General features: G+C 68.9%; 22 protein-coding genes, 1 tRNA gene and 1 riboswitch. Of the genes, 12 read left to right on the top strand and 11 right to left on the bottom strand.

The annotated features are described in order from the left end of the window. The first annotated feature begins 19 nt into the window (after positions 1-19). Together Q1A98_RS04310 and Q1A98_RS04315 are read left to right on the top strand one after the other, a co-directional pair. The gene (locus Q1A98_RS04310; RefSeq protein ID WP_299570572.1) at positions 20-1612 is read left to right on the top strand and encodes a sensor histidine kinase; all 1593 of its coding nucleotides are present in this window, start codon (positions 20-22) and stop codon (positions 1610-1612) included. After that, the gene (locus tag Q1A98_RS04315) at positions 1609-2316 is read left to right on the top strand and encodes a response regulator (RefSeq protein WP_299570147.1); all 708 of its coding nucleotides are present in this window, start codon (positions 1609-1611) and stop codon (positions 2314-2316) included. The genes Q1A98_RS04310 and Q1A98_RS04315 overlap by 4 nt, the downstream gene beginning before the upstream one ends. 287 nt (positions 2317-2603) lie before the next feature. Here the strand turns inward: Q1A98_RS04315 and Q1A98_RS04320 are convergent, their stop codons facing one another. Then, a complete protein-coding gene (locus tag Q1A98_RS04320) occupies positions 2604-3893 on the bottom strand; it encodes a lipase family protein (RefSeq protein ID WP_299570149.1) in 1290 nt (429 codons plus the stop codon). Positions 3894-4391: 498 nt separating this feature from the next. On the opposite strand from Q1A98_RS04320, the gene Q1A98_RS04325 reads away from it, so the two are divergent. Next, positions 4392-4697, top strand: coding sequence for a tyrosine-type recombinase/integrase (locus Q1A98_RS04325; protein ID WP_299570574.1), 306 nt, complete (start codon positions 4392-4394; stop codon positions 4695-4697). 12 nt (positions 4698-4709) lie between these two features. On the opposite strand, the gene Q1A98_RS04330 is transcribed toward Q1A98_RS04325, so the two are convergent. Further along, positions 4710-6434 carry a DUF262 domain-containing protein gene (locus Q1A98_RS04330; RefSeq protein WP_299570151.1) on the bottom strand — a complete coding sequence of 575 codons (1725 nt, stop codon included), beginning with the start codon at positions 6432-6434 and terminating at the stop codon, positions 4710-4712. Between the two features lie 121 nt (positions 6435-6555). After that, positions 6556-6629, bottom strand: a tRNA-Gly gene (locus tag Q1A98_RS04335). A gap of 80 nt (positions 6630-6709) precedes the next feature. Here Q1A98_RS04335 and Q1A98_RS04340 point away from each other — a divergent pair. The 3 genes from Q1A98_RS04340 to Q1A98_RS04350 all read left to right on the top strand — a co-directional run bounded on the left by Q1A98_RS04340 (position 6710) and on the right by Q1A98_RS04350 (position 9839). Then, complete coding sequence (locus tag Q1A98_RS04340) at positions 6710-7756, top strand: PHP domain-containing protein (RefSeq protein WP_299570153.1); 1047 nt, start codon at positions 6710-6712, stop codon at positions 7754-7756. 55 nt (positions 7757-7811) lie between these two features. Continuing rightward, a complete protein-coding gene (gene dcd / locus Q1A98_RS04345; RefSeq protein ID WP_299570155.1) occupies positions 7812-8381 on the top strand; it encodes a dCTP deaminase in 570 nt (189 codons plus the stop codon). A 123-nt stretch (positions 8382-8504) separates the two neighbouring features. Then, complete coding sequence (locus Q1A98_RS04350; RefSeq protein WP_299570157.1) at positions 8505-9839, top strand: UDP-glucose/GDP-mannose dehydrogenase family protein; 1335 nt, start codon at positions 8505-8507, stop codon at positions 9837-9839. A gap of 9 nt (positions 9840-9848) precedes the next feature. Here Q1A98_RS04350 and Q1A98_RS04355 read toward each other — a convergent pair whose 3' ends face one another. Beyond that, positions 9849-10595 carry a MerR family transcriptional regulator gene (locus Q1A98_RS04355; protein WP_299570159.1) on the bottom strand — a complete coding sequence of 249 codons (747 nt, stop codon included), beginning with the start codon at positions 10593-10595 and terminating at the stop codon, positions 9849-9851. Positions 10596-10684: 89 nt separating this feature from the next. Here Q1A98_RS04355 and Q1A98_RS04360 point away from each other — a divergent pair, with 89 nt between their 5' ends. From Q1A98_RS04360 to Q1A98_RS04380, 5 genes are all read left to right on the top strand, one after another. After that, entirely contained in the window at positions 10685-11656 is a 972-nt protein-coding gene (locus Q1A98_RS04360; protein ID WP_299570161.1) for an alpha/beta hydrolase, read from the top strand. Then, positions 11637-12521 carry an SDR family NAD(P)-dependent oxidoreductase gene (locus Q1A98_RS04365; protein WP_299570163.1) on the top strand — a complete coding sequence of 295 codons (885 nt, stop codon included), beginning with the start codon at positions 11637-11639 and terminating at the stop codon, positions 12519-12521. Before Q1A98_RS04360 ends, Q1A98_RS04365 begins: the two co-directional genes overlap by 20 nt. 2 nt (positions 12522-12523) lie before the next feature. After that, positions 12524-13441, top strand: coding sequence for a ferritin-like domain-containing protein (locus tag Q1A98_RS04370; protein ID WP_299570165.1), 918 nt, complete (start codon positions 12524-12526; stop codon positions 13439-13441). Then, the gene (locus Q1A98_RS04375; RefSeq protein ID WP_299570167.1) at positions 13438-14931 is read left to right on the top strand and encodes an NAD(P)/FAD-dependent oxidoreductase; all 1494 of its coding nucleotides are present in this window, start codon (positions 13438-13440) and stop codon (positions 14929-14931) included. The genes Q1A98_RS04370 and Q1A98_RS04375 overlap by 4 nt, the downstream gene beginning before the upstream one ends. A 114-nt stretch (positions 14932-15045) precedes the next feature. After that, complete coding sequence (locus tag Q1A98_RS04380) at positions 15046-16476, top strand: hypothetical protein (RefSeq protein WP_299570170.1); 1431 nt, start codon at positions 15046-15048, stop codon at positions 16474-16476. 10 nt (positions 16477-16486) lie between these two features. Here the strand turns inward: Q1A98_RS04380 and Q1A98_RS04385 are convergent, their stop codons facing one another. Continuing rightward, a complete protein-coding gene (locus Q1A98_RS04385) occupies positions 16487-17062 on the bottom strand; it encodes a TetR/AcrR family transcriptional regulator (protein ID WP_299570172.1) in 576 nt (191 codons plus the stop codon). Between the two features lie 88 nt (positions 17063-17150). On the opposite strand from Q1A98_RS04385, the gene Q1A98_RS04390 reads away from it, so the two are divergent. Then, positions 17151-18755 carry a DHA2 family efflux MFS transporter permease subunit gene (locus tag Q1A98_RS04390; protein WP_299570174.1) on the top strand — a complete coding sequence of 535 codons (1605 nt, stop codon included), beginning with the start codon at positions 17151-17153 and terminating at the stop codon, positions 18753-18755. Here the strand turns inward: Q1A98_RS04390 and Q1A98_RS04395 are convergent. Genes Q1A98_RS04395 through Q1A98_RS04420 form a run of 6 tightly spaced genes read right to left on the bottom strand, consistent with a single transcriptional unit; the run spans position 18656 to position 26217 of the window. Next, positions 18656-19807, bottom strand: a complete 1152-nt coding sequence (locus tag Q1A98_RS04395; RefSeq protein WP_299570176.1) for a PDR/VanB family oxidoreductase — start codon at positions 19805-19807, stop codon at positions 18656-18658. The genes Q1A98_RS04390 and Q1A98_RS04395 overlap by 100 nt on opposite strands. Beyond that, positions 19804-20706 carry a metal-dependent hydrolase gene (locus tag Q1A98_RS04400; protein ID WP_299570178.1) on the bottom strand — a complete coding sequence of 301 codons (903 nt, stop codon included), beginning with the start codon at positions 20704-20706 and terminating at the stop codon, positions 19804-19806. Before Q1A98_RS04400 ends, Q1A98_RS04395 begins: the two co-directional genes overlap by 4 nt. Before the next feature lie 11 nt (positions 20707-20717). Continuing rightward, positions 20718-22499 (bottom strand): SDR family oxidoreductase, encoded by a 1782-nt coding sequence (locus Q1A98_RS04405; protein ID WP_299570180.1) that lies wholly within the window; start codon positions 22497-22499, stop codon positions 20718-20720. Between the two features lie 48 nt (positions 22500-22547). Beyond that, complete coding sequence (locus Q1A98_RS04410) at positions 22548-24206, bottom strand: NRAMP family divalent metal transporter (protein ID WP_299570182.1); 1659 nt, start codon at positions 24204-24206, stop codon at positions 22548-22550. Next, the gene (locus tag Q1A98_RS04415; RefSeq protein WP_299570183.1) at positions 24203-25510 is read right to left on the bottom strand and encodes a CBS domain-containing protein; all 1308 of its coding nucleotides are present in this window, start codon (positions 25508-25510) and stop codon (positions 24203-24205) included. The genes Q1A98_RS04410 and Q1A98_RS04415 overlap by 4 nt, the downstream gene beginning before the upstream one ends. Then, positions 25507-26217: an MgtC/SapB family protein gene (locus tag Q1A98_RS04420; RefSeq protein WP_299570185.1), complete on the bottom strand. Its 711-nt coding sequence runs from the start codon at positions 26215-26217 to the stop codon at positions 25507-25509. Before Q1A98_RS04420 ends, Q1A98_RS04415 begins: the two co-directional genes overlap by 4 nt. Before the next feature lie 51 nt (positions 26218-26268). After that, positions 26269-26442: riboswitch (M-box (ykoK) riboswitch) on the bottom strand. Positions 26443-26609: the final 167 nt, after the last annotated feature.

Raw genomic sequence — 26609 nt, forward strand, 5'->3', positions numbered from 1 at the left:
GACCGGGGTGAGACGTCTGATGCCGCGGTCCTTGGCGGGTCAGGCGTTCCTGCTGCAGATCGCCGCGATCGTCGTGCTCGTCGTCGTCGTGGGCTCACTCGCGGCGTGGGACGCGCGACGGGGCGAAGAACGGTCCGCACGGGAGGAGGTCGTCGCGGTGGCGGTGTCACTGGCCGACGCGCCGTCGACCGCCGAGGCGATCGGGTCCGGTTCGGCGACCGCGCGACTGCAGCCCCTGACCGAACTGGTCCGGGCCGAGACCGGGATGGCCTTCATCACGATCATGGCGCCCGATCGCACCCGCTTCACCCACACCAACCCCACCCTCATCGGGAAGCCGTTCGTCGGGACCATCGCCCCCGCGCTGGCCGGGCGCGTGTTCACCGAGACCAACACGGGCACGCTCGGGCCGTCGATCCGCGCGGTCGCACCGGTGCGTGACAGCGCCGGACGTATCGTCGGCCTGGTGTCGGCAGGCATCACGCTGTCGACGCTGGCCGACCGGTGGGTGGACCAGCTGCCCATGATCGGGCTCGTCGTCGCGGTCCTGTTGGTCGTCTCGGTGGCGGGGACGTGGGCCGTGCGTCGGAGATTGCTACGGCAGACGCACGGACTCGCCCCGGAGGACCTCCGCGTCATGTACGAGCACCACGACGCCGTGTTGCACTCCGTGCGTGAGGGTCTCGTCGTCATGGAGGGCGGGAAACCGGTCGTCGTGAACGACGAGGCGCGTCGGCTCCTGCAATTGCCCGACCGCGTCGACGTGCCGGTGGATCTGCCGTCGTTTGTGACGGACCGACGCGAGATCCGCGACGAGGTCCATGTCGTCGGCGACCGCGTGCTCGTCGTCAACCGGGTCCGGATGCTCCACCGCAACGGCGAACGCAGCGCTGTGGTGACGGTGCGCGACCGGACCGAATTGCAGGGCGCCCTGGGCGAACTCGACTCGATGCGGGTGTTCGCCGAGTCGCTGCGGGCCGCCGCGCACGAGTCCGCCAACCGGTTGCACACGGTGATCGGGTTGATCGAGATCGGCCGCTCCGAGGAGGCGGTGCGGTTCGCGACGACCGAACTCGAGCTGTCCCAGCACCTCGTGGACCGCCTGACGGCTGCGGTCGCGGAGCCGGCATTGGTGGCGTTGCTGCTGGGCAAGTCCGCGCAGGCCGACGAGCGTGGGGTGGCGCTGACCGTGACCGAGGACAGTCGCCTCGACGACGCCGACAAAGCGCCGCTGACCGGGCACGAGATGGTCACTGTTGCAGGCAATCTCATCGACAACGCCCTCGACGCCTGCGACCGCGACGACCCGTGGGTCGAGGTGACGGTTCGGGAGGAGGACGACGGGTTGATGATCCGTGTCGCCGACAGCGGTCCGGGCATGGACGCCGACGAGTTCGACCGCGCCCGCACGCGCGGATACTCGACGAAACCCGTCGCCGACGGCTCCCCGGCCGGTGGGCGGGGGCTGGGCCTGGCGCTGATCTCCCAGATCGTCGATCGTCACGGCGGCACCATCACCGCCGAGGTGACCTACGGTTCGGTGGTGACCGTGGTCGTGCCGTCGCGGTCCGATCGCCCGATGCCGTCGGGCAGGAAGGCGTCGCGCGTGTGAGCGATCCGATCCGAGTCCTCATCGTGGAGGACGAACCGCTCATCGCGCAGACCCATGAGGCGTACGTCGAGCGGCTGTCGGGGTTCGTCGTCGTCGGTATCGCCGGCACCGCCCAGGCCGCGTTGCGGGCGGTGGCGCGGTGCGCTGCCGAGGACGCACCGGTCGACGTCGTCCTGCTCGACATCGGACTGCCCGACGCCAGCGGGATCGAGCTCGCGTCGGCGTTGTCGGGACAGCGTCCCGAGCCCGACGTCATCGCCATCACCTCGGAACGCGACCTGTCGGTGGTGCGGTCGGCCGTCGCCCACGGCGTGTTGCTGTACCTGTTGAAACCGTTCACGTTCGCGGCGTTCCGCGACAAGCTGGAGCGCTACCGCGAGTACCGGGCAGCGCTTCCGGCGGGGACCGACGCCGTAGGCCAGGCCGAGGTCGATCGCGCGATGGCCGTGCTCCGCGGCGCCGACGACCGCGCAGCGGCGCCCACCGGCGCCGCCGCCGCGACCGCGGAGCAGATCGGCCGTCGGGTGCAGGACAGCACCGACGGTCTGACCGCGAGCGAGGCGGCCACCGCCTCCGGGATCTCGCGGGTCACCGCATGGCGGTACCTCGAACGCCTCGCCGACGACGGACTCGTCACGCGCACCACCGAATACGGCCGCACCGGTCGTCCCCAGGTGCGCTACAGCTGGAAGGCGCGGAAGTAGGTCGGCGTTCGCCCGCGATCGTGTTCGTTTGCCACCCCGTGCCGGTTCTGCCCGCGGAATCTTGGTGGCGAACCCGTGTCGCGGTGGCGAAGTGGTGATCGTGCGGGCGAGGTTCGCACGGTCGGGATGCGTTCGCATGTCGGGTTGGTGTTCGCATGGCCCCGGTGGTGTGCGAACGGCACGTGAGCATGCGAACGGCGGCAGGACGTGCAGTTCGGGACGGTCATCGACAACGAGAGCCCCGGCGCTGTACGCGCCGGGGCTCTCGTGTCAGTCGTGTGCCGGGGTCAGCTGAACGAGCACCCCTGCACCGGCGGCTTGCCGGCGAAGCGGTCGGCGAGCCAGTCGAACGCCCGCTGGAACCCGCTGATGCCGCCGGCGACGTGACCGAAGGTCGACGAGCTGATGAAGCGGATCGGGAACGGGATCTCGGTGTACTGCAGGGACGCGGGTCCCTTCTCGCACCATTTCGAGTACAGCTCGCGGCCCTGGAACACCGGCACCGTCGGGTCGTCGGGGTTCGACGAGAGCAGGACGGGGACGGTCGGCTTGATGTTGCCGAGGTCCTGGTCGTGCACGTACTTGCTCAGCACAGGATCGGCCACGACGAGCTCGCCGAACGACTTGTGTGAGACCGTCCAGTCCCGGGTGCTCGGCTTGCCACGGGCCGAGGTCAGCACGATGCACTCGCCCGACAGCTGCTGCATCGTCTGCTTGCCGTAGGGGTTCAGGATCGTCGCGATGCGCTCCTTGAACTCGGGGAACCGGTAGGTCGCGCCGTTGAGGGCGTACCCGATGACGCCGCCGAGGCGGTTTCCGTCGAGGTAGTTCATCTCGCGCAGCAGGTCGGCGGGCACGCCGCCGGCGTAGACGCCCACGATCGGCAGCTCGGGCGCGTAGGTCCCGACGAGCTCGGCCGCCGAGGCAGCCGCGCCGCCGCCCTGCGAGTAACCGGCGATCGCGACCTTCGTCTCCGGGGACACTCCCGGCAACTTCAACGCGGCGCGGGCGGCGTCGATGACGGCGTGCCCCTGGTCGACGCGGATGCCGAACGTGTGGGTGCCGGGCGTGCCGCCGCCCATGTAGTCGCTGGACACGACGCCGTAGCCCTGGTTGACCATGTTGAGGGTCACGATCTGCTCGATCTCGGCCATCGGACCGCCCGGCAGGCTGAAGGTGACGCCCTCCTGCAGCAGCTTCGACGCCGCGCACTGGTCGCCCTGGCCGTGCAGGCCGCCCGCGTACGAGACGATCGGCCGCGCGCCGGGTCCGGTCCACGGCTTCGTCGGCTCGAGGTAGTAGCCGGTCACCGCGATCGGGGCGCCGTTGGCGTCGATCGAGAGGTACATGATCCGCGTTGCCTTGGCCGGGATGAAGCCGGTCGGGGTGGGGATCTTGATCGCCGTCGGCAGTGCCTCCGACCGGATGATGTCACCGGGCTTGCCCGCCGGAAGCGGGCTCGGCGGTGTGTAGAAGGACTCGCTCACCGCGGATGCCGCGGGTGTCGGTGCCGCCGGTTCCGGTGCCGCGTGGGCGGTCTGGACCGTCGCGGTCGCCATGACGGTTGCTGTCGCCACCCCCACGCACGCGGTGCGTAGTCGTCGCATCATTGATCGATCGAAACCCACGGTGTCGTGTCCCCCACGGTCGTTGTCCGTTGCTCGCCGGAACTATAAGGGACTTCATACGAGGGCGTGTCCTGGGTCACCGGCTGTTTGTGACAGTGTCCGATGAACAGGTGAGCGGCACCGTGCAACGGCCGACGTGGAGCCGATGACGGGAATCGAACCCGCGTATTCAGCTTGGGAATGTGTTTCGGGGTGTGAACGCCCGTTCGATCTACCTGCGGCTACACGAGTCGTGCGCGGTGCGTATGCGCAGCGTAACGGGAATCTCGGAACGGTCTGCGCGCGGTGCGCGCCGCCTCGTGTTCGGTCCATAAACGGTCGTAGTTGCACCACGTGGAGTGGCTGGGGAGTGTGCGACGGGCTAGTCGGGCGAGGGTGCCGCGGAGGACCTGCTGTACCGCTTCGCAGGTCGGCCTCGCTCCCTGAGGCCCAAACCGGTCGCAGCCGCTGCGGCACCAGGCCTTCTACAAGGCGGTGTATCGTCCGGCGGTGCTGCGGGCCAACCGCGCCGCCACGGACCGGGCGCTGCGGCCGGGCCTCAAGTTCCACGCGCTGCGGCACACCTACGCCAGCCTGTGCGTGGCGGCGGGCATCCCTCCGCTGGAGATCGCGCGGTTTATGGGGCACGCCAAAGTCACGACCACGCTCAGCGTCTACGCGCACCTGTTCGAGGACGACCACACAGACGCGATGTCGGCACTGGGTGCTGTGAGCCAGCCATCTAGCGCGAATGTTGTCAGGCTGCGCGGCTAGGTAGCGGTCGGGCTACTCAGTGGTGTCGTCATTCTCGTCTTGGATCTCTTCAGGCTCTGTGGCGACGGCGGTAGTGGTTGGTTCACCGCACAACCGCATTGCCTCGGCCTGCAACGTTATCGAGCGTTCGTACAAAAACCCCTCGTAATCGTCCTTTAACGCCGCCTCCAGCGCCGCTTCCGAAACGAGGTTGGTCGCTAGACGCGCGACGAGTGTCTCGCGCCCGTCGGCGTCGATAATCTCCTGGAGGTAGACGCTCGGCGACGAGTCCCTAATGTGGATGTTGCTCGTCGAAGTCAATAGCACGATATTTGCTACAAGATGGGGCGTGCCCTTACGGGACCGTTTAAGGTAGGCCTGCGGGAAGAAATGATGGAATTCTTTGTCATTTGACCAGGCCAATGATTTGTCGGGGTCGATCTTTTGACCGGAGATTATATCGAGCGGGCCAGCGTTGGATAGCATCAACGCAACCATTTTGGCGGTCGCGGAATTTGCGCGAAAGGTTTTTACGCGCCAAATCTTCTCATTCGACGTAACCGTGCCAATGTCCAAGGATTTATAGACGCCGATACCCCACGCGCGGATGGTGGTTGTATCGGAGGTCATCTGTCCTGTATTCCACCCGCCGAAGTATCCTGCGAGCGTCGTCCGCCAAAACCAGCGACGGATGTCACCAAGCTGCGTGGAGCTCGGCGTCCCCACGATTCGATAGATCTCGCACAGGACGGCGAACTGATTCGCGTAGGGTAATGCTTCGTATCGCGGCACGCCAACCTCGGTCGCTAGAAAATCGCAAGCACGCTTGGCCGATTCCTCGGTTTCTTGGACGGCTCTCGCGAGTGTGTCTCCATCCTTTTTGCGTAGATCGTCGATACTCTCAACATTAAACGATCCGCCTGCAGCCGCGCTTAGCGCCCGCAAAAATACTTTCTCGTCTAAACCGGCGAACTTCTTCGGGGCAATGGCCTGCCTTACTTTCTCCACGGAGTCGCCGAGATCGAAGCTGGTGCTCCAGGTTGCGGCGCGCATGAGGTCGAATATTGTCAGCCGCGTACCAGTTGAGTTGATTCGTTCGAAGACAGGGGCTACATCGTTCAGTGACATGTCGCCCAGCGTGACGAGCGCGACCTGGTAGTCAGTAAAACGATTGAAGAGTTCGTCCGCCGTCTCGGTAAGGCTCGCATCAGTGAGTGGGGAGAGCCTTCTGTAGAACTCGGACGGGTCTGCGAGGCGCCGGAGCGGTACTTGATGCAGCGGAAGATCTGCGAGACTGTCGACATGGAAAAACTCTTTCGTCTGAAGATCGAAAGCCACGTTCCACACACTTTTCGCGTTGCCGGGTTTCCAATGGAGAACCCCGCACACGGTCGAAAGCCTTTGCTGGCCATCAAGGAGGTAGTTGACCGGGTAATTAGGACTACGGTCCGCAATTTCCAGGTCGGCAATCGATCGCTTGCTCATTAAGTCTTGGGTTGACTCCCAAACGAGCATGCTGCCGATCGGGAAATTTCGATTGATTGAGTCCAGAAGCTCCAGAATCTGATGGCGCTTCCAAACGAAAGGCCGTTGAAACTCGGGAAGGACGATGTCGCCGGATAGGACGCGGCCCGCGAGCTGGTGAATTCGTTCCGCTGTCGGCTTGGGATCTCGCAGTGAACGGGACTTCGGTGCGGAAGGGGATGAAGCGGCCGAGGGGGGAGGCGGCACGGGGACAGACGGGCTCGTATCCGGCATGTTTCGGACATTACTCGCGGCTTGCAGGTGAACAGGCGTTATCGGCCGGAGTGTGTGGGGGGTGTGCGTCGGCAGTCTGTTTCTCGGGGTAGTTCCGTGAAACCGGTCTATCTGCGGTTTATGGAGCCGATGACGGGAATCGAACCCGCGTATTCAGCTTGGGAAGCTGATGTTCTGCCATTGAACTACATCGGCGTGCGCCTCTCGGCGCGCCGCAAGACTAGCAAACCGCCGGTCAGGACAGTGCGACCGACGTCGTCGTCCACACTGGGGTGATGCGTGCAGCGCCCGCCCCCCAGGCTCCGATGTCGCCGCGCGACGCTTTGCGTCGCATCGCGTTCCTGCTGGAACGCAACCGCGAGAGCACCTACCGCGTCGAGGCGTTCCGACGGGCGGCGGGTGCTGTCGAGCAGCTCGGCGACGCAGAGGTCGCCGAGCGGGTGCGGAGACGGACCATCTCGTCGGTGTCGGGGATCGGGAAGACGACGGCCGCGGTGATCGAGCAGGCGGTGGCGGGCGAGGTGCCCGAGTACCTGGCGTCGCTGTCGGAGTCGGCGGGTGCGCTCACCGACGGTGGGGACGAGCTCTACGGGCAGGTCGTCGGCGACCTGCACGCGCACTCGAACTGGAGCGACGGGGGAGCCCCGATCGACGAGATGGCGGCGGCCGCGATCGCGGTCGGCCAGGAGTGGCTCGCGATGACCGACCATTCGCCGAGACTGCGTGTGGCCAACGGGTTGTCGGTCGAACGGCTGACACAGCAGCTCGACGTGATCGACGCACTGAACGCCGATCTCGACGGTGAGCTGACGGTCCTCACGGGCATCGAGGTCGACATCCTCTCCGACGGTGCGCTGGATCAGACCGACGAGATGCTCGACCGCCTACAGGTGGTCACCGCGTCGGTGCACTCGGAACTGAAGATGGACGCCGGCCCGATGACCCGGCGGATGGTCGCGGCGGTGCGGGACCCCCGCGTCCGGGTGCTCGGGCACTGCACCGGACGTCGGGTCACGGGCGGCCGAGGGCAGCGGCCGCAGTCGAAGTTCGACGCCGAGGCCGTGTTCACCGCGTGCGTCGAGTCGAACACGGCCGTCGAGATCAACTCCCGGCCCGAACGCGTCGACCCGCCCGACGAGCTCATCGAACTGGCTCGCGACCTGGGCTGCCTGTTCGCCATCGACTCAGACGCGCACGCGCCGGGGCAGCTGGACTTCAAGCACCTCGGGTGCGAGCGGGCCGAGCGGCTCGGCATCGACGCCGACCGCATCGTGACCACCTGGCCGCTCGACCGCATCACGGACTGGCTCGCCGACCGCTGATCGTCGGCGCTGCTCCGGCAACCCCGGACGCGGGGCGCTCCGATAGCGTGCAGCCATGCTTCTCTCCGACCGGGACATCCGCGCCGAACTGGGCAGCGGTCGCCTCGCCGTCGAGCCGTTCGACGCCGCGCTGGTCCAGCCGTCGAGCATCGACGTCCGGCTCGACAGCCTCTTCCGTGTCTTCAACAACACCCGCTACACCCACATCGACCCGGCGTTGCAGCAGGACGAGCTCACGACGCTGGTCGAGCCGCCGGCGGGGGAGCCGTTCGTGCTGCACCCGGGCGAGTTCGTGCTCGGGTCCACGCTCGAGGTCTGCACCCTTCCCGACGACCTCGCGGGGCGTCTCGAGGGCAAGTCGTCGCTGGGGCGCCTCGGGCTGCTGACGCACTCGACGGCAGGGTTCATCGATCCCGGCTTCACCGGTCACATCACCCTCGAGCTGTCGAACGTGGCAAACCTGCCGATCACCCTGTGGCCGGGGATGAAGATCGGTCAGCTGTGCCTCATCCGCCTCTCGAGTCCCGCCGAGAACCCCTACGGCAGTGCGGGCGTCGGATCGAAGTACCAGGGGCAGCGCGGACCGACGCCGTCGAAGGCGTATCTGAACTTCGTCCGCGACTGATCCACGATCCGAAACAGCGCGTCACGCGCCCGTAACGTCGTGCTCGACGGGCGTTCATCCGAGTGATCGACGGCCGCTTCTCCGGTTGATCCTCAACCGCTTTCATCGCGTACGGTACGGCCCATGAAGGTGACGGTCTTCGGCTGCGGATATCTCGGGGCCACCCACGCCGCCTGCATGGCGGAACTCGGCCACGAGGTGCTCGGCGTCGACGTCGACGCGGACAAGATCGCCATGCTCTCCGACGGACGCGTCCCGTTCTACGAGCCCGGACTCCCCGAGGTCCTGCAGCGCAATCTGGAGTCGGGGCGCCTGCACTTCACGTCCGACTACGACGAGGCCGCGGCGTTCGCGTCGGTGCACTTCCTCGGTGTCGGCACGCCCCAGAAGCGCGGGGAGTACGCCGCCGATCTGCGATACGTCTTCGCCGTCGTCGACGAGCTCGTCTCGCGCCTCGAGGGATCACATCTACTGATCGGCAAATCGACTGTGCCGGTGGGCACGTCGGTGGAGATCAAGAAGCGGATCGCGGCCTCGGGGACCGACGCCGACATCGAGGTCGCCTGGAACCCGGAGTTCCTGCGCGAGGGGTTCGCGGTGAAGGACACGCTGCACCCCGACCGCATCGTCCTCGGCCTCGACCCCGAGGGTGACACCGCCGGGGTCACCGCGCAGGTGGAGGAGATCTACGCGACGATCCTCGCCGAGGAGACACCGTTCCTCACCACCGACCTCGCCACCGCCGAGATGGTCAAGGCGTCGGCCAACGCCTTTCTCGCGACCAAGATCTCGTTCATCAACGCCATCAGTGAGGTGTGTGAGGCGGCCGGTGCCGACGTCTCGGTCCTCGCGGACGCGATCGGGTACGACCAGCGCATCGGGCGCAAGTTCCTCAACGCCGGATTGGGGTTCGGCGGAGGCTGCCTCCCGAAGGACATCCGCGCGTTCATGGCCCGAGCCGGTGAGCTCGGCGCCGCACCGGCGCTGACGTTCCTCCGTGAGGTCGACTCCATCAACATGCGACGCCGCGCTCGCATGGTCGAGCTGGCGACGAAGGCCTGCGGTGGAAGCCTTCTCGGGTCGAACGTCGCCGTCCTCGGATGCGCGTTCAAGCCGGAGAGCGATGACGTCCGCGACTCGCCCGCGCTGAACGTCGCCGGTCAGTTGCAGCTTCAGGGCGCCGGCGTGAGCGTCTACGACCCGAAGGCGATGGACAACTCGCGCAAGCTCTTCCCGACGCTGGGCTACTCCGAGTCCGCCTCGCAGGCATGCGAACTCGCGGACGCGGTGCTGGTGTTGACGGAGTGGAAGGAGTTCGTCGAGCTCAAGCCGGCGGACCTCGAGCCCGTCGTGCGCAAGAAGGTCATCGTCGACGGTCGCCGCTGCCTCGACCCTGCGGTGTGGATCCACGCCGGCTGGGAGTACCACGGCCTCGGCGGGACGCCCCGCGTCGTCTGAGGAGACCGCTCAGCTCGCGGCGTCGTCCGGTGTCTGGGTGAGGTAGTCCTTCAGTTCCAGGCGCAATGTCCGGTCGAGGGCCCGATTGAGCGCATTGTGCGCGGCCTTGGTGGCCGTGCCGCGCATCTCGGCCATGAGGACGGCCGCCCACTCGGACTCCTCCTCGCCTTGCGGGACCCATCCCTCACCGCGGCGGGAGACGAACTCGTCGCGGGCCGCGGAGATCAGGGTGCCGGCGGCGGCGTCCACCTGGTCCTCGAGCTTGCCGAACACCTCGATGATGGACGTCAGTGACAACCCGAGGTCCACCAGACGCCCGATGCCGTGCACGGTGTCGCGGTCGAGGATGACGTAGTCGGACCCGCGGCCGACCTTCTTCACGAGGTTGATGCGCTCGAGTCCTGCGAGCGCGTCGTCGTCGGCGGTGCCGACGATGGTGCGCAATTCGTCGGCGGTGACCTTCTCCGACGTGGCGGTCGACCACGGTTCGGCGAGGATCTCGTCGACGCCGAGCACCTTGGCGAGGTCGTCGCCGCGCTGCATCCCGCGGATGAAGTCCGCGATGTGGCGGGCGGTGAACCCCCGCTTGAGGAGGTTGTTGATCATCGTCAGCCGCGCGAGGTGCAGATCGGTGTAGATGGCGATGCGCCCACGCTTCAGCGGCCGGGGCAGCAGCCCGCGGTCCTGGTATCCGCGCACGTTGCGGGTGGTGGTCCCGGCCGCGCGGGCGAGGTCGTCGATCCGGTACTCGGTCATGGCAGAGGAGAACGATACCGACATCAGGGGCCGCTCCATCCCTGATTGTGCCATTGACAAATGGCACTGTGAGTGATGGTGTGTGCGACGTGAGTCCCTCCCAGCGGTCGCGGTGGCTCGCCGCGACGACCGCCCTCTGGCTGCGTCCCCTTGCCGAGGTCATCCCGGCAACCCGTGGTGGTGTCCTCCTGGCGCGCGGTGTCGTCGCCACGGCGATGCGCATCGGCGGCGGTCTGCCTGCCGGAACCCACGTCGACCGCGTCGACACCACCGGCCCTGACGGGGCGCGAGTGCGGGGAGAGTGGGTGCGCGCGGCGGCGACGTCGGATGCGCGGCCGGTCATCCTCTACGTTCACGGCAGCGCGTTCTCCATATGCTCGCCGGCGACCCACCGCTCGCTGGTCGCGCGGTTGTCGCGGGAGACCGGGTTGCCGGCCTTCACCGTCGACTACCGGCTGGCACCCGAGCATCGTCACCCCGCCGCGTCCGACGACGTCGCCGCCGCGTACCGCTGGCTGCTGGCGCTGGGCTATACCCCGGACGACATCGTGCTCGCCGGCGACTCGGCCGGTGGGCACCTCATCCTGGAGTTGTTGTCCGACAATGCCCGTGCAGGTCGAACGCAGCCGTCCGCAGTGGTGATGATGTCGCCGTTGATCGACCTGACGCTCGGCCTCGCCCAGCAGCGCGAGCGCGTCCGCCGCGACCCCATGATCTCCGCCGCCGCGGCCCGCGCACTGGTCGACCACTACATCCGCGACGTCCGCGACGATCCGCGGCTGGTGCTCGACGTCGATCCCGCGCACCCACTCCCGCCGACGCTCATCCAGGCCGGCGGTGCCGAGATGCTCTGCGCGGACGCCGAACACGCCGCCGAGATGATCCGACGTGCCGGTGGCCCCTGCCGACTGTCGGTGTGGCCGGGCCAGATGCACGTCTTCCAGGCCTTTCCCCGCCTCGTCCCCGAGGCGAACCGCGCACTGGCCGAGGCCGCCCACTTCATCACCCGGGTTCTCACCGAACCGAGAGAGGACGTCGCCGATGTTCGGCTCGCCAACTGATCGACGCACACACGCCGCCCGCGCCGTCGTCACCGGCGCCGGCAGCGGCATCGGTCGCGCCTTCGCCGTCGAACTGGCCCGCCGTGGCGGCACGGTGATCTGCGCCGACATCGACGCCGACCGGGCCCGGGAGACGGTCGCTCTCATCGAGCAGGGCGGCGCGGGGTCGGCGCACGCCGTCTTCTGCGACGTCTCCCGCACGGAGGACATCGACGCCCTCGCGGACCTTGCCGAGGACCACTTCGGCGCCCCGACGTCACTGATGATCAACAACGCCGGCGTCGGCATCGGCGGCCGACCGGTCGGCGAGATCGGTCTCGAGGACTGGCAGTGGGCCCTCGGGATCAACCTGTGGGGCATGGTCTACGGGTCCGAGAAGTTCCTGCCGCAGCTGCGTCGATCCGGCCGCGCGGGCCTCGTCAACGTCGCCTCCACCGCCGCGTTCTCCGCGGCGCCGTCGATGGCGGCCTACAACGTCGGCAAGGCGGGGGTCCTGGCGCTGTCGGAGACCATCGCCGCGGAGTCGGGTGGGTCCGACCTCGCCGTCACCGTGCTGTGTCCCACCTTCGTCAAGACCAACGTCGCCGTCGACGGCAGGATCGCCGGTGGCGCATCGCAGCTCGCGCAGACCGTCATGCGCTGGACCGGGATGTCACCCGAGAAGGTCGCCCGCACCACGCTCGACGCCCACGACCGCGGCCGGCTCTACGTCGTCCCGCAGCCCGACGCCCGTCTGATCTGGGCGGCCAAACGTCATCTGCCCCGCACCTACACCGCGGGCCTCGGTGTGCTGAACCGCGCACTGCCCGCCCTCGACCGTCTGACCAGTCCGACCACCCCCGAACCGACCAGAACCGGAGTGTGACCATGCCGATCGTTCTCGAGGACATGCTGCAGACCATCAAGGACCGCCAGTGGGCCCTTGCCGACATCGACTGGGACGCACCCGGCGCGGAGCTCATCACCGAGGAGATGAAGCCGAAGCTCAAGGCGTTCATGGCCGACCTCGTGTGGATCGAGAACGTCGGTGCCCGCGGGTTCGCCGCGCTCGCGAAGAAGGCGCCGGACCCCACGCTCGCCGAGATCTATCGCTACTTCCACGCCGAGGAGCAGAAACACGCCAACGCCGAACTCGCGCTCATGCGGCGGTGGGGCATGCTCGAGGCCGACGAGGTGCCCGAGCCGAACATCAACATCCGGCTGGCGATCGAATGGCTCGACCGCTACTCCGACAAGATGTCGCTCTCGGTGCTGGGCACCGTGATCCCCATGCTCGAGGTCGCCCTCGACGGCGCCCTGCTGAAGTTCCTCCTCGAGGAGGTCGAGGACCCGATCTGCCACGCGGCGTTCAAGAAGATCAACAACGACGAGTCGCGTCATCTCGCGGTCGACTTCTTCGCCCTCGACCTCATCGGGCAGGCACGTCTGCGCAAGCTGCTCATCGAGTCGGTCGGCGCCGTCGCGAGCCCGGCCGTCCTCATCGGCGCGCTCATGTACATCCCGCTGCTGAACAAGATGCGGGACAACATCGTGGCGATGGGCCTCAAGGAGGAGCGTCTGTACGACGCGATGAAGCGGTTCAAGAACAACGGCGAGCGCGGCGCGGGCAAGCGTCTGCTCAGCTACCAGGTCGTGAAGACCCACGCCGGGTGGGTCATCGACCGCGGACATCCCTACCACCTGTTCGCCGACGCGATGGTGAAGGTCACCGACAAGTACCCCCGCCGACTGCTGCGGCCGCAGCCCACGTGGTCGAAGGAACTCACCTACGAGCCGATCGCGTGACCGGCCACATCCATCAGGCGGCCATCGTCGGAGCAGGGTTCGCCGGGATCGGCACCGCGATCCGCCTGCAGCAGCAGGGCATCGACGACATCGTCGTGCTCGAACGCTCCGATCGTCCCGGCGGGACGTGGCGCGACAACACCTACCCCGGTGCCGCGTGCGACATCCCGTCGCGCCTGTACTCGTACTCGTTCGCCCCGAACCCCGACTGGAGCAGGACCTACTCGGGAAGCGAGGAGATCCTGCGCTACATCGAGGCGATGGTCGACGAGCACGAACTCGACCGGGTGATCCGCTACGGCGCCACCGTCACCGACCTCACCTTCGACGAGCCCGCGGGACTGTGGCGGATCTCGGTGGACGGTGCGGAGCCGGTCCTCGCTCGGACGGCGGTCATCGCGTCCGGACCGCTCTCGACACCGGGCTATCCCGACATCCCCGGCATCGACGAGTACGCCGGGAAGCGGATGCACAGCGCCGCATGGGATCACGACTACGACTTCACCGGTAAGAAGGTCGGAGTCATCGGCACCGGGGCGAGTGCGGTGCAGATCGTGCCGGAGCTCGTCGAGCAGGCCGCCTCGGTCGCGGTGTTCCAGCGGACACCGGGATGGGTGCTGCCGAGGTTCAACCCCGCGGTGGGCGAGACGACGAAGGCGCTGTACCGGTCGGTTCCGGGACTCCAGTCGCTCGCGCGCGCAGCCTGGTTCGCCGGACACGAGTCCGTAGCCGTCGGTGTCGTGTGGAAGTCGCCGGCCACGCGCGTCGTCGAGGCCGTGTCGAAGCTGAACATGCGGCTGCAGGTGCGCGACCCGTGGATGCGGCGCCAGCTGACGCCCGACTTCCGCGCCGGCTGCAAACGTCTGCTGATGACGAGCAAGTACTACCCGGCGCTGCAGGCGGACAACTGCACCCTCATCACGTGGCCGATCGCCAAGATCGTCGAGCAGGGAGTACGGACCGTCGAGGGCATCGAGCACCGCTTCGACTGCCTCGTGTTCGCAACGGGTTTCGAGGTGTCCAAGCAGGGGTCGCCGCTGCCGATCACCGGCCGTGGCGGCAGGCTGCTGGGCGAGGAGTGGCGACGCGGTGCGTACGCGTACAAGAGCTTCGCGGTGTCGGGGTATCCCAACCTCTACATCACCTTCGGGCCGAACTCGGGGCCCGGCCACAGCTCGGCGCTGGTCTACATGGAGGCGCAGATCGACGCGATCGTCACGGCGGTCCGCACCATCGTGGACAGGGACCTCGCGGTGCTCGATGTCGAGCAGGGCGCCCAGGACCGATACAACGAGACGATCCAGCGGCGACTGCAGCGCACGACGTGGAATTCGGGGTGCCGGAGCTGGTACCTGACCGAGGACGGATTCAACGCCACAATGTATCCCGGATTCGCCAGTCAGTATGTGGCGCAGATGAGGTCGGTCGATCTCCGTCGCGATTTCGCCGCCGTCGCACGTCGGGAGGTGTCGGTCGCGGCGAGCGGATGAGCCCCTGTGATCGTCGTGTTACCTTGACGTCGGGCGTCCGCCGGGGGGATGGCGGGCACCGCTGCCAGGGGGGACATGTCCAGCGCGTTGAGGCGGCCGCGTTCCGGCGCGGTCATGCTCGAGGAATCGTTGCAGCGAGACATCCGGCGGGCGTTGCACGCCGCCGATGTCGCGCCGGGTACCGCGTTCGTTCTCGTCGAACTCGGTGAGACGGGCCTGCGCGCGTCCGTCGTCGACGCCACGACCGGCGCCAGTCTCGTCGAACATGGCAACGGCCGTCTCTGCCCCCACATGCTCGACCTCACCCTCGCCGACCACCTCGTCCGGATGGGCCGCGTCACGCGACCCGAGTCCACGAAGTGGGCCGCCGAACTCATCGAGCTGATGCCGCAGGTCCGCGAGCGGCTCGCCGCCGTCGACGGCGCGTTCGCGATGGGCAGCGAGCGCGTCGCGATGTTCCGGATGTCTCGCAACGACTGCGTCACCGCGCTGTCGACGGAGCTGGCCGACGCGGCGAGCATCATCTCGCGCACGGTCGGCGAGGCCGGCGTCGACGTGGGCGCCGTCGTCGCCATGCCCGACCACGAGTCGTGGCCCGGACTGCTCGGCGAGCTCGCGGAACGGTTGTCGCTGCCGGTCGTCGCTCTCGACGGGGAGGACGACGACGGCGTCGAGGGCGGTCGGCACACCGACGCGGCCGTCCCGGTCGATCTCGGTGACCACCACGACCCCGAGCCCGCCGCGCCTGCGGCCGCTGCCGACCAGCAAGCGGTCGACGAGCAGGTGGTCGACGAACCCGATGCCGCGCTCGACACCGTCGAGGCACCACGCCAGGCCGCCACGGCGACCGCCGGCGACGCCTCGGTACCGGACGCCGCACCCGTGTTCGTGGGGGCACCGGACGTCACACAGCCCATCTCGGTCGTACGAACGGCAGAGCACCCCGACCATGGGGTAGAACAGGGCGGTGCACGCAACCCCGGTACGCCTCGGGCCCGCGACACGGGTCTCGCCGCCACCGGCGATCACGACGTGGTGCGCGGCGAGCAGAGCGCCGAGGAACCGATGACCGGCGCCGGACCGCGCACCTACGCCCCGCCCGCCGGCCGTTCGGGCCGCGCGGTGGACAACGGTGGCCGACGCCGTCTGGCCGTCGGCGCCGTGGCCGTCGGAGGTGCCGTGGCCCTCGGCGGCGTGATCCTTGCCGTGCCGTGGCTGCACGGGTCCGACACGAGTCGCCCTGCCGCGTCCGTGGTCGGTTTCACCTCGCCGACAGCGGCACCGCAGGCGTCGACGGCCCCGCCGTCCCCCACGGGTGCGGCACCGACGACCACGGCGCCGACGACGGATGCCCGCGCGCCGATCGACACGCGGCCCGCGCAGGTCCCCGCGGTCCAGTACACGGCGCCGCCGGCCCCGCAGCAGCAGGCGCCGTCGTATGTCTCGCCGGCTCGGCCCCGGCGTGGCCTGCCCCTGCCGGTCATCCCTCGCCGCCGCACCATCCCGAACCCGATCCCCGGCCTGCCGCCGATCGTCCTGCCCTGACGGGCGCCGATCAGACTGCGGCGCAGCCGCGTTCGATCATGTCGAGCACGGCCTCGAACACCTGCTCGCCGCCGACGGTCACCGTCTCGGGCACCGAGGCGTCCAGTTCCAGGCTGACCGCGCCGTGGACCGACGACCACACCACCATCGTCAGTTCGACGGGATCGTCGCCGCGCACGATCCCGGCTGCCTGGCCGTAGCGGATCAGTTCGGTCAACGCACCCAGTGCCGCCACACCCGCCTCGCCGGGGTCGCATTCGCCCGAGAACATCAGTCGATACAGCGTCGGGTTGGCGAGCGCGAACGCGCGGTAGTTGCGGCCCGCAGTCCGGAGGCGGACCACGGGGTCGGTGTCGGGGGATTCGACGGTCGCGGCGTGGAGACGGCTGAAGCCGTCCGCCACCAGGACCGCCATCAGCCCGTCCTTGCCGTCGAGATGGTTGTAGACGCCCATCGGGGCGACGCCCGCCTCGGTCGCGACCGCGCGGACGGTCAGGCCTTTCGTCCCGTGCGCCGCGAGCACCCGATGCCCGGCGGCGATCAGCGCATCGCGGACCTCTGCCGCGGGAGTCCTCCTGGTGACCACGGTTGACACCGTACTGGAACAGTGTTCTTCTAAAAGAGAACACTGTTCTACAACAATGGCACGACGTTCTCTCGCCCGAGGAGATCCCATGAGCCCCATCCGCCGCTGGTCCGCCCTCGCGGGTCTGTGCCTGGCCACCCTGCTCGTGATGGTCGACAACACGATCGTCAACGTCGCCCTCCCGAGCATCAGCCGCGACCTGTCGGCATCGATGTCGGACCTGCAGTGGGTGGTCGACGCCTACACGCTCGCCTTCGCCGGACTGCTCATCACCGGCGGGCACCTCGGTGACCGGATCGGTCGGCGGCGGATGCTGCTGGTGGGCGTCGCCGGGTTCGCCGTGATGTCGGTGCCCGCCGCACTGGCGACCTCCACCGCGACTCTCATCGCGGCCCGTGTCGGGCTCGGTGTGTTCGCGGCGCTCGTGTTCCCGGCGACACTCGCGCTGCTGACGTCGGTCTTCACAGTCGCCCGCGAGCGCGCGGCGGCGTTCGGCATCTGGGCGGCGACCGCGGGCGTCGCGGTCGCTATCGGGCCGGTGCTCGGCGGGTGGCTCATCGAGCACAGCTCGTGGGCATCGGTGTTCTGGGTCAACCTGCCGTTCGCCGCGGTGGTGACGATCGTGGTCCTCGCCGTCGTCCCCGCGCCCCGCCCGGCGCCGGCCGGCCGGGTCGACGTACTCGGACTCGTCCTGAGCGTCGCCGCGATGGGACTGTTGATCTACTCGGTCATCGAGGGCCCGCGCCACGGGTGGACCGACATCCGCACCATCGGCGGGTTCGTCGTCTCCGCCGCCCTTCTCGCCGTGTTCGTCCGGGGGCAGCTGCGCTCGGCCCATCCGGTGCTCGACGTGCGAGTGTTCGCCGACCGCCGATTCGCGGCCGCGTCCGGTCTCATCGCGCTGGCGTTCTTCGGATTGTTCGGCTTCATCTTCCTCATCACGCAGTACTTCCAGGCGGTGAAGGGCTACGGCACCCTCTCGGCCGGACTGCACACGTTGCCGTTCGCGGTGGTGATGGCGGCGATCTCGCCGCTGGCGATGCAGGCCGGGCGGATGGTCGGTGTGGCGACCGTCGCGGCCACCGGATCACTGCTGATGGCAGGCGGATTCGCGCTCGTCGAGATCGCGGGTGTCGACGCGTCGTACTGGGGCCTCATCGTGTGGTCGATGTCGTCCATGGCCGCCGGCCTCGCCCTGATCTCCGGACCGTGCACGCACGTCGTGATGAACTGCCTCCCCGCCGACAAGGCGGGTGCCGGTGCCGCGGTCAACGACACCACGCGCGAGTTCGGTGGTGCGCTGGGTGTCGCCGTCCTCGGGTCGGTGCTGAGCTCGGTCTACTCGTCGGGCGTGGCGGATTCGTCGGTGCTGCAACGGCTCCCGCAGGACGCCCGGGAGGTCGCGGGGTCCTCGGTGATGGCCGGTGTGGAGGTCGCGCAGCGGGTGCCCGCCCAGTTCACGGGGCCGGTGCTCGACGCCGTGCGGACCACGTTCGTCGACGGCCTGCACCAGTCGGTGTGGGTGGCCGTGGTGGTCGCAGCCGTCGCCGCCCCCGCAGCGTGGTGGGGTCTGCGCGGTGCGACCACCGACGATCAGATGTCGACGGTCAGCGAGTCCCCGGCCGCCCTCGACACGCAGGACAGCATCCAGCCGGCGTCCCGTTCGGCGGTGGTGAGCAACGTGTCCCGGTGATCGACCGCGCCGTCGAGGACGCGGGTCCGGCAGGTCCCGCAGAACCCCTGGCGGCACGAGTACGGGACGGACGGCCGCTCCCGACGGAGCGCGGCGAGGGTGGTCTCGTCGGCGCCGACGGGGACGGCCGTCCCCGTCGAGGCGAGTGTCACCGTGAACGGGTGTCCGTCGACGACCGGCGGCGGCGCGAACCGCTCGTGGTGCAGCTCGACATCCCGCACGTCACGCAGTCGCGCCACCAACGCGTCCAGCATGGGGATGGGGCCGCAGCTGTACACCGCGGTCCGCGGCGAGATGTCGGGTCCGATGAGTTCGTCGGCCGTGGGGATCCCGCCGTCGTCGTCGGTCCGGACCGTCACCCGGTCACCATGGGACAGCACCTCGTCGACGAACGGCAGCGAGTCGCGGCTGCGGCCCGTGTAGACCATGGACCAGTCGAGTTCGAGGCGGTCGGCGAGCTGGATCATCGGGAGGATCGGCGTGATGCCGATCCCGCCGGCGACGAACCGCAGGTGCTCGGCGCGCGACCCGAGACCCGGGACGGCGAGCGGGAAGGCGTTGCGGGGCCCCTTGATCGACAGCGTGTCGCCGACACGGAGGTCGTCGTGGACCTCGACCGACCCGCCACCGCCGTCGGGGATACGACGGACCGCGATCCGGTAGTAGGTGCGGTCGGTGGGGTCGCCACAGAGCGAGTACTCGCGCATGCGTCCCGACGGGAGGATCAGGTCGAGGTGGGCGCCGGCGTACCAGGGCGGGAGCTGGCCGCCGTCGGGTGCCTCGAACCGCAGCGCGACGACGTTCTCGTCCTCGGCCACGACCGTCCGGTCGACCAGACGTACCTGTGTGACACCGGTGTTCACCGCGTGGTCGGACGCGACGTGCAGGCGTCGGACCACCCGCGGGTACAGGTGTGAGAACGCCGCACCGACGACACGCATGACGGGGTCGCGGCGGAAGCGTCCGTAGAGATGGGGCGGTGCCGTCTCGAGGTCGAGGGTCTCCAGGTCCGCCCGTCCCCGGTCCGAGCGTGACGGGCCGGTCGTCGTCATCGCCCGACCGCGCGGGTGGCCGGCGACGACGCGAGATAGGCGACCGCCTGTGCGGTGGAACCGATCTCCTCCGGGCGGAACGACGGCTTGAAGTAGGAGAAGGTGGCGAGGACGATCGACCGCAGTGTGGGCAGCACGCCGGCCTTGGCGCCGCGACGGTACTCGGTCCACATGGAGAAGTACGAGTACTTGCGGTACGGGTCGCTCTTGGCGATGAACCGGCTCCCGCGGTGCAGCAGCATCAGCAGGCCGAACAGGGCCACACCCATCGCGCGGGCGCGGCGGATGTAGCCGTCGCCGAAGTAGGTGGCGACGTCGTGGGCGACACTGCGGTGTTCCACTTCCTCGGCGCCGTGCCAGGTGAACAGGTCGGTCATGGCGGGGTCGGCGCCGTGCTCACGCCAGGTGTTGTTCAGGGCGAAGTCACCGAGGATCGCGGTGTAGTGCTCGATCGCGGCGATGAGCCACAGGCGCTCGACGAGGTCCTTGCGGCGGGCCTCGGGCTCCCAGTTGTCCTTGGGTGCCAACGCCTTGCGGAACAGCCACCGCATCTGGCGCTCGAACGGCCGGGGATCGACGCCCTCGCGGTCGAGGAACTCCCACAGCGCCTTGTCGTGTGCCTCGGCGTGCATCGCCTCCTGGCCGACGAACCCGCGCATGGTCGCGGCGAGCTCCTCGTCGGCGACGAGCGGCAGTGCCTCGTTGTAGGTGGTGACGAACCAGCGCTCGCCCTCGGGGAGCAGCAGGTTCAGCACACTGATGACGTTCGACGCGATCGGGTGGCCCGGGATCCAGTGCAGCGGCGTGTGTTCGAGGTCGAACGCCACGTTGCGGGCCTGCAGGTGGACCGGTCCGGGATCGGCGATCTCGGGGGTGGCAAAAGTCTGCGGTCGGGACATGTGCGTGCTCCTCACACCAGGGACGTACGGGCCATGCGGCGCGAGAGCGCCGGGACGAAGCGGTAGACGCGGTACCCGACCGCGGCCTCGGGGGTGACGGGGACGACCGCGCGGTTCCGCAGCACGGCGTCGAGGATCCGGCGGGCCACCCTGTCGGGGGTGTAGCCGCGGCGGCGGTAGGCCGCGTCCATGCGGTCCTGGCGTCGTCTCTGTTCGTCACCGGTGGATCCGGCGAACTCGGTGGTCGAGACGATCTTGGTGTCGACGATTCCCGGACAGATCGCGGAGACGCCGATGTGCGCGTCGGCGAGTTCGGCTCTGAGCGACTCGCTGAGCAGTAGGACCCCGGCCTTCGTGGCCGCGTACGCGCCGAGCCCCCGCTGGGGTGTGAACGCCGCCGCGGACGCGAGGTTGACGATGTGTCCGCCCTCGCCGCGCTGCACCATCTGCCGGCCGAAGTACCGGCTGCCGGTGGCGACCCCGATGAGGTTGATGTCGACGAGGCGTCGGATCTGCGCGTCGGTGGCGTCGAGCAGCGATCCCGCGAGGCCGATCCCGGCGTTGTTGACGACGATGTCGGGGACGCCGTGCGCCTTCGCGACCTCCTCGGTGAACGACGCGAACGCCGCGTCGTCGGAGACGTCGAGCGGGTAGGCGTGCGCGGTGCCCCCGAGTGTGGCGATCGCCTCGACGGTGGTGCGGGCGCCGTCGAGGTCGATGTCGCTGCAGACGACCTCGGCCCCGGTGCGGGCGAACAGGATCGCCGTCTCGCGTCCGATCCCGCTGCCGGCGCCGGTGATCACCGCGAGTCGGCCCGCGAGGGGACCGCGAGGGCCGGTCACGGCGAGACGATCGAGCGAGGACGGCGCCGAGCCCGATCCGCCCGCGCCCGACTCGATGGCCTCGATGAACTCGGTCGCGCGGTCGGCTACGAGGCGCGGTCGGGAGTAGGGCAACCAGTGGCCGGTGGGGAGGTCCCGACGCCAGAGGCGCGGTGCGTATCGCGGGGTGTTGTCGAAGATGGCCGCACGCAGCGCGATGTCGCGCGTGTTCACGAGTTCGAGCACCGGGATGTCGGTCGAGCCCGGCGTCGGGTGGAACAGGCGTGGGCGGATGTTCGCGCGGTAGTAGCGCAGACCGGAGATCATGTCGCGGTGCAGGGTCGGTGCGACCGTGATCGCCGCCGGCGACGTCCCCTCGACGGCCTGCAGGAACCGGCGCCACACCGGCGCCCAGCCGAGCACGCCGAAGAACACCTTCGGTACGACCGGCATCTGGAACATCACCGTGTAGGCCGACGACGCGACCTGCGACAGCGCCTGGGCCACGTTCGACGGGGTGGGTCGCGACAGCTTCTCGCGCGCCCAGGTGCCGAGGTGGTCGAGGTTGGGGCCGGAGATCGACACGAACGACGCGATGCGGTCCGCGGCGCCGGGCGTCGTCGCCGCCTCCCAGGTCTGCACCGAGCCCCAGTCGTGGGCGACGACGTGGGCGGGGCCGTCGGTGACGGCGTCGATGACCGCGAAGAGATCCTGCGCGAGCTCGGGCAGGGCATACGGCGCGTCCCCGGCGGGGGCGTCGCTCTGTCCGTAGCCGCGGGTGTCGTAGGCGACGACGTGGAAACGGCTCGTGAGCAGCGGCGCGACCTGGTCCCAGAGGTGGTGCGTGTCCGGCCAGCCGTGCACCAGCACGACGGTCGGGGCATCCGGGACGCCGGCCTCGACGACGGCGAGCGTCACGTCGCCGTTCCGCACGGTGCGCGGACGCCAGTCCACGGGTGTTCGGTCGGTCACAGAAGTAGACGTTACCAACTGTCACACGTACAGCGGAAGTCCTGGCACTCACCGACCGAGCTGGACGGCTTTCACGACGAGCAACACCGCTCCGACCACGAGATATCCCCGCAGGGCCAGCATGCCGAGTTTCGTGCCGGTCGACCATCGCACCGGCTCCAGCAGGGCCAGCGGCGGCATGCGCCACTGCTCCTTGTCGACTCCGGCCCAGTGGTCGCCGACCTCGGTGGTCCGTGCCCGTCGGCGCTCGGTCGCCCGTAGCGCCACCACGGCGATCAGCCCCGCCACCGCGATCCCCACCGCCAGCCAGATGCTCAGGGAGACGACGTCGGCGTCGGGGAAGAGCGTCGTGGTCATGAGGATCGCCGACAGCAGGATCAGCATCGCGACGATCGCGACCGCCAGGACGTTCAGCCATCGCTTGTTGACCCACGGGCCCAGGACCTGGCGGTCGTTGCAGAGCAGCAGCAGGAACACGCTGGCGCTCGGCAGCAACAACCCGGCCAACGCCTGTACGGCCGTGGTGATCAGCCCCAACGGGGCGTCCGGGATGAGGACGATCGCCGCCGCGAGCACCACCATCGCCGTGTACGAGAGGTAGAACTTCTTCGCTTCGCGGAACCCGCGGTGCAGCGAGTGCTTCATCGAGAAGACGTCACCGAACGCGTAGCTCGTCGAGAGGGTCACGGCGGCGGCGCCGACGATCGAGGCGTCGAGCAGCACGATCGCGAAGATCGTCCCCAGCACGTGGCTGTGCTGCGACAGCATGTGCGCGATGTCGCTCGCGTCACTGCTGTCGGTCCACATCCCCGAGCCGGTGGACCGGGCCGCGAAGTCCGCGGTCGCGACGAGGGCGGCCGCGCCGATCACCACGACGAACGCCCCGATCGTGGTGTCCACGCGCTCGTACCCGATGAACCGGGGCGTGATGCGCTTGTCGATGATGTTCGACTGCTGGAAGAACAGCTGCCACGGTGCGACGGTGGTACCGACCATCGCGATGATCAGCAACACCGCGTCGGCGGAGACCCCGCCCCGGATGCCGGGGACGACGAAGCTCGTCGCCGCCCGACCCCAGTCCGGGTGACTCATCAGCAGCATCGGGATCTGCAGCAGCGTGATCGCGATGAAGACGAACATCGCCCGCTCCCAGCGTCGGAAGCTGCCGGTCGCGATGATCACCACCAGCGCGATGGCCGCGGTCGGCACGACGACGTACTGCGAGATCCCGAAATACGATGCAGCGAGGCTGATCCCGATGAACTCGGTCACCAGGGTGAGGAAGTTCAGGACGAACAGGTCCCCGACGGAGAACCATCCCCAGCCGCGCCCGAACCGCTCGTTGATGAGCCGCGCGTGGCCGACGCCGGTGACGGCTCCGAGCCGCACCACCATCTCCTGGTTGACGATGAGCACCGGGATCAGCAGGAGCAGCACCCACATGAGCGAGTAGCCGTAGCTCTGTCCGGCCTGGGCGTAGGTCGCGACGCCACCGGCGTCGTTGTCGCCGACCATCACGATCAGCCCGGGGCCGAGGATGGCCAGCATCGTCAGCAGGCGGGTCGTGACGGTCCGTGTGGTCTGGGTGTCCGACAGCGAGATGCTGCCGAGCGCGCCCGTGATGTCCCCGACGTGGGCGGAGTCGAGATGGGCTGAGCGGCGGGTGATCTCGGCGGCGTCCAGGCCGTCGTGCAGCCGGTCGCTCATCGGAGGTCTCCGTTCGTCTCGGGTCCGACACCCCGGACCGGGCGTGGCGCGGGTTCGCGCCGTCGCCAGTCGTCGGGGATCGTCACCTCGAGGACGTCGTCGACGGTGACCACGCCGAGCACGCGGTCGTCGTCGTCGACGACGGGGATGGTGGCGAGGTTGTAGTCCGACATCAGCAGCGCGATGTCGGCGACGTCGGCGGTGGTCTCGACGCGGACGGGGTCGTCGTCCATGAGCGCCCGCAGCGTCGCCCCCGGATCGGACTGCAGGAGTCGGATCACCGACACCACGCCCGCGAGACGACCGTCGTCGTCGAGCACCTGCACCTTGAGCAGTGCCTCCGGCTGCAGCGACCCGGCCGCGGCGATCGCGTCGAGGGCGCGCCGTGCGGTGTCCGCCGCCGGGCGGGTGAGGACGTCGACGTTCATCAGGCCCCCGGCGCTGTCGGGGTTGAAGCCGAGGAGCGTGATCACCTTCGCCCGGGCGCCGTCGGGCATCGCGTCGAGCACACGCCGGCGCCGGGACTGCTTGAGATCCGCGACGGTGTCGGCGGCATCGTCCGCTCGCATCCGCGTCAGCAGTTCGGCGACGTCGGCGTCGCTACGTGCCTCGAGGAGCCGGGCCGCGGTCTCGCTGTCGAGTTCGGAGAACACGTCGGCCTCGAGCTCGGGGTCGCCGTGCACCCGGTCGAGGATCTCGCCGCTCTCGGTGCGGTTCGCGTCCTCGATGAGGTCGGCGAGCTCGGCGGGGCGGAGCCGGCGCATCGGGTCGTCGGCGCTGCGCGCGGCGATCGAGCCACCATGACCGATCAACGGCTCGAACGACTTCCAGTCGCGCCGGGCGTGACCCGTCCCGCGTCGGATCAGTCCGGACATCCGCGCCGGGCGCCGCGTGTCGAGTCGGGCGAGCACCCAGGTGCCGGGTTCGCCGGCGCCGGGCACCAGTTCGATGTCGAAGGCGTGGACCAGCTCCGCCGAAGAGACGTCGATCAGCCGGTGGTCGAGCAGATCGTCGTCGAGCAGGACCTCACCGGCGCGACGTTCGAACCCGCGGACGTCGACGGTGTTCTGGGACAGGCGGGCGCGCTCCTGTTCGAGTGCGTCGACGTGCTCCCAGGCCACGAAGATCCGTCGGCCGGCGACGTCGACGACGACGCCGGTGACGAGCGGATACGCGTCACCGCGGAGGCGGACGATCAGGTCGGCGAGGCGGCCCACCTGGTCGCCGGTCCGGGCGACGACGGGACTGCCGAGCAGTCGGCGGAAGTGGATCACGGCGGGGTGGGTGGCGGTGGTGTCGATCATCGATCCGTCTCCTGAGTCATCGGGAGGTCGCGGTCCCAGCGCACGGAGCGCACTGTCGGTTCCACGCACAGTCGGGTGACCGCGGACTGGATGCGGTCGTCGTCGCGGTGGTCGGAGTGCACCTCCACCACCAGGTGTGTCGCCCCGTCGGACTCGGTGACGTCGACGGCGCGGATGCGGGCGTCACCGCCCGAGACGCCGTCGACGAGCAGGGACCGCGCGGAGCGGGCGCCGTCCGGCTCGGTCTCGACGGTGATGGTGTAGGTCGCTGGCGTCTCGTCGCCGGACTCGGGGTGCCGGTCGACCACGCGTCCGAGCCGGCGCAGGGCGACGTTGACCGTCACCACCGCGACGGTGCCCATCGCGGCCACGGAGTACAGCCCCGCACCGGCGAGTGCACCCACGGCGGCCGAACACCACAGTGTTGCCGCGGTGTTCAACCCCCGGACACCCAGACCGTCGCGGAGGATGACACCGGCGCCGAGAAAGCCGATGCCGGAGACGATCTGGGCCGCGACGCGGGTCGGATCCGCCGTCCCGCCGGAGAACCCGTGCGCGGACAGGACCACGAAGAGCGTCGCGCCGGTCGAGACCAGGGCGTTCGTGCGCAACCCGGCCATCCGGGCGCGGTACTGGCGTTCGAAACCGATCACGGTTCCGAGGCCGAGCCCACAGAGCAGGCGCAGCACGGTGTCGAGCGTGGACATGACGGGACCTCCGGGACGGTCGAGGACGCACCACGTGCCGGAGCGGAAGGAGATCGCCCCCTCGTAAGACCTTTGGCACTTCACGGCGTGGACCTCGACAGCTGTCGAGGAGCCAATCGGGGTCAACCCTTAAGCCGGGAAGACCTGTCCTGACCCGGGGCGTCTCTGGACGTTTGGGGTCGCTGGCGTGTTTCCGTGAAGGAGCCTCAGCGAACGATGGCACCTTGCGGGGGACAGTGAACCCCACCTGTGGCCACCGCGCAAGAACGCGTCAAGAACACGTAAGTGCAAGGGGCAGAACCCCTCTGACGCGGCGAACGGCTCGTAGCGGACACCTCGGACAGAGCGGTCGCCGGCGAGGCGGTCCGCGGGCGACGTGGCGGCGGCCACAG

Source organism: uncultured Williamsia sp. (assembly GCF_947494875.1).
Taxonomy (GTDB): Bacteria; Actinomycetota; Actinomycetes; order Mycobacteriales; family Mycobacteriaceae; genus Williamsia_A.

Excerpts from the sequence above, each read along its gene's own strand:
- Q1A98_RS04310 (WP_299570572.1), top strand. The coding sequence starts at position 20 with ATGCCGCGGTCCTTGGCGGGTCAGGCGTTCCTGCTGCAGATCGCCGCG.
- Q1A98_RS04330 (WP_299570151.1), bottom strand. The coding sequence starts at position 6,434 with ATGCCGGATACGAGCCCGTCTGTCCCCGTGCCGCCTCCCCCCTCGGCC.
- Q1A98_RS04340 (WP_299570153.1), top strand. The coding sequence starts at position 6,710 with ATGCGTGCAGCGCCCGCCCCCCAGGCTCCGATGTCGCCGCGCGACGCT.
- dcd (WP_299570155.1), top strand. The coding sequence starts at position 7,812 with ATGCTTCTCTCCGACCGGGACATCCGCGCCGAACTGGGCAGCGGTCGC.
- Q1A98_RS04350 (WP_299570157.1), top strand. The coding sequence starts at position 8,505 with ATGAAGGTGACGGTCTTCGGCTGCGGATATCTCGGGGCCACCCACGCC.
- Q1A98_RS04355 (WP_299570159.1), bottom strand. The coding sequence starts at position 10,595 with ATGACCGAGTACCGGATCGACGACCTCGCCCGCGCGGCCGGGACCACC.
- Q1A98_RS04365 (WP_299570163.1), top strand. The coding sequence starts at position 11,637 with ATGTTCGGCTCGCCAACTGATCGACGCACACACGCCGCCCGCGCCGTC.
- Q1A98_RS04370 (WP_299570165.1), top strand. The coding sequence starts at position 12,524 with ATGCCGATCGTTCTCGAGGACATGCTGCAGACCATCAAGGACCGCCAG.
- Q1A98_RS04380 (WP_299570170.1), top strand. The coding sequence starts at position 15,046 with ATGCTCGAGGAATCGTTGCAGCGAGACATCCGGCGGGCGTTGCACGCC.
- Q1A98_RS04390 (WP_299570174.1), top strand. The coding sequence starts at position 17,151 with ATGAGCCCCATCCGCCGCTGGTCCGCCCTCGCGGGTCTGTGCCTGGCC.
- Q1A98_RS04395 (WP_299570176.1), bottom strand. The coding sequence starts at position 19,807 with ATGACGACGACCGGCCCGTCACGCTCGGACCGGGGACGGGCGGACCTG.
- Q1A98_RS04400 (WP_299570178.1), bottom strand. The coding sequence starts at position 20,706 with ATGTCCCGACCGCAGACTTTTGCCACCCCCGAGATCGCCGATCCCGGA.
- Q1A98_RS04410 (WP_299570182.1), bottom strand. The coding sequence starts at position 24,206 with ATGAGCGACCGGCTGCACGACGGCCTGGACGCCGCCGAGATCACCCGC.
- Q1A98_RS04415 (WP_299570183.1), bottom strand. The coding sequence starts at position 25,510 with ATGATCGACACCACCGCCACCCACCCCGCCGTGATCCACTTCCGCCGA.
- Q1A98_RS04420 (WP_299570185.1), bottom strand. The coding sequence starts at position 26,217 with ATGTCCACGCTCGACACCGTGCTGCGCCTGCTCTGTGGGCTCGGCCTC.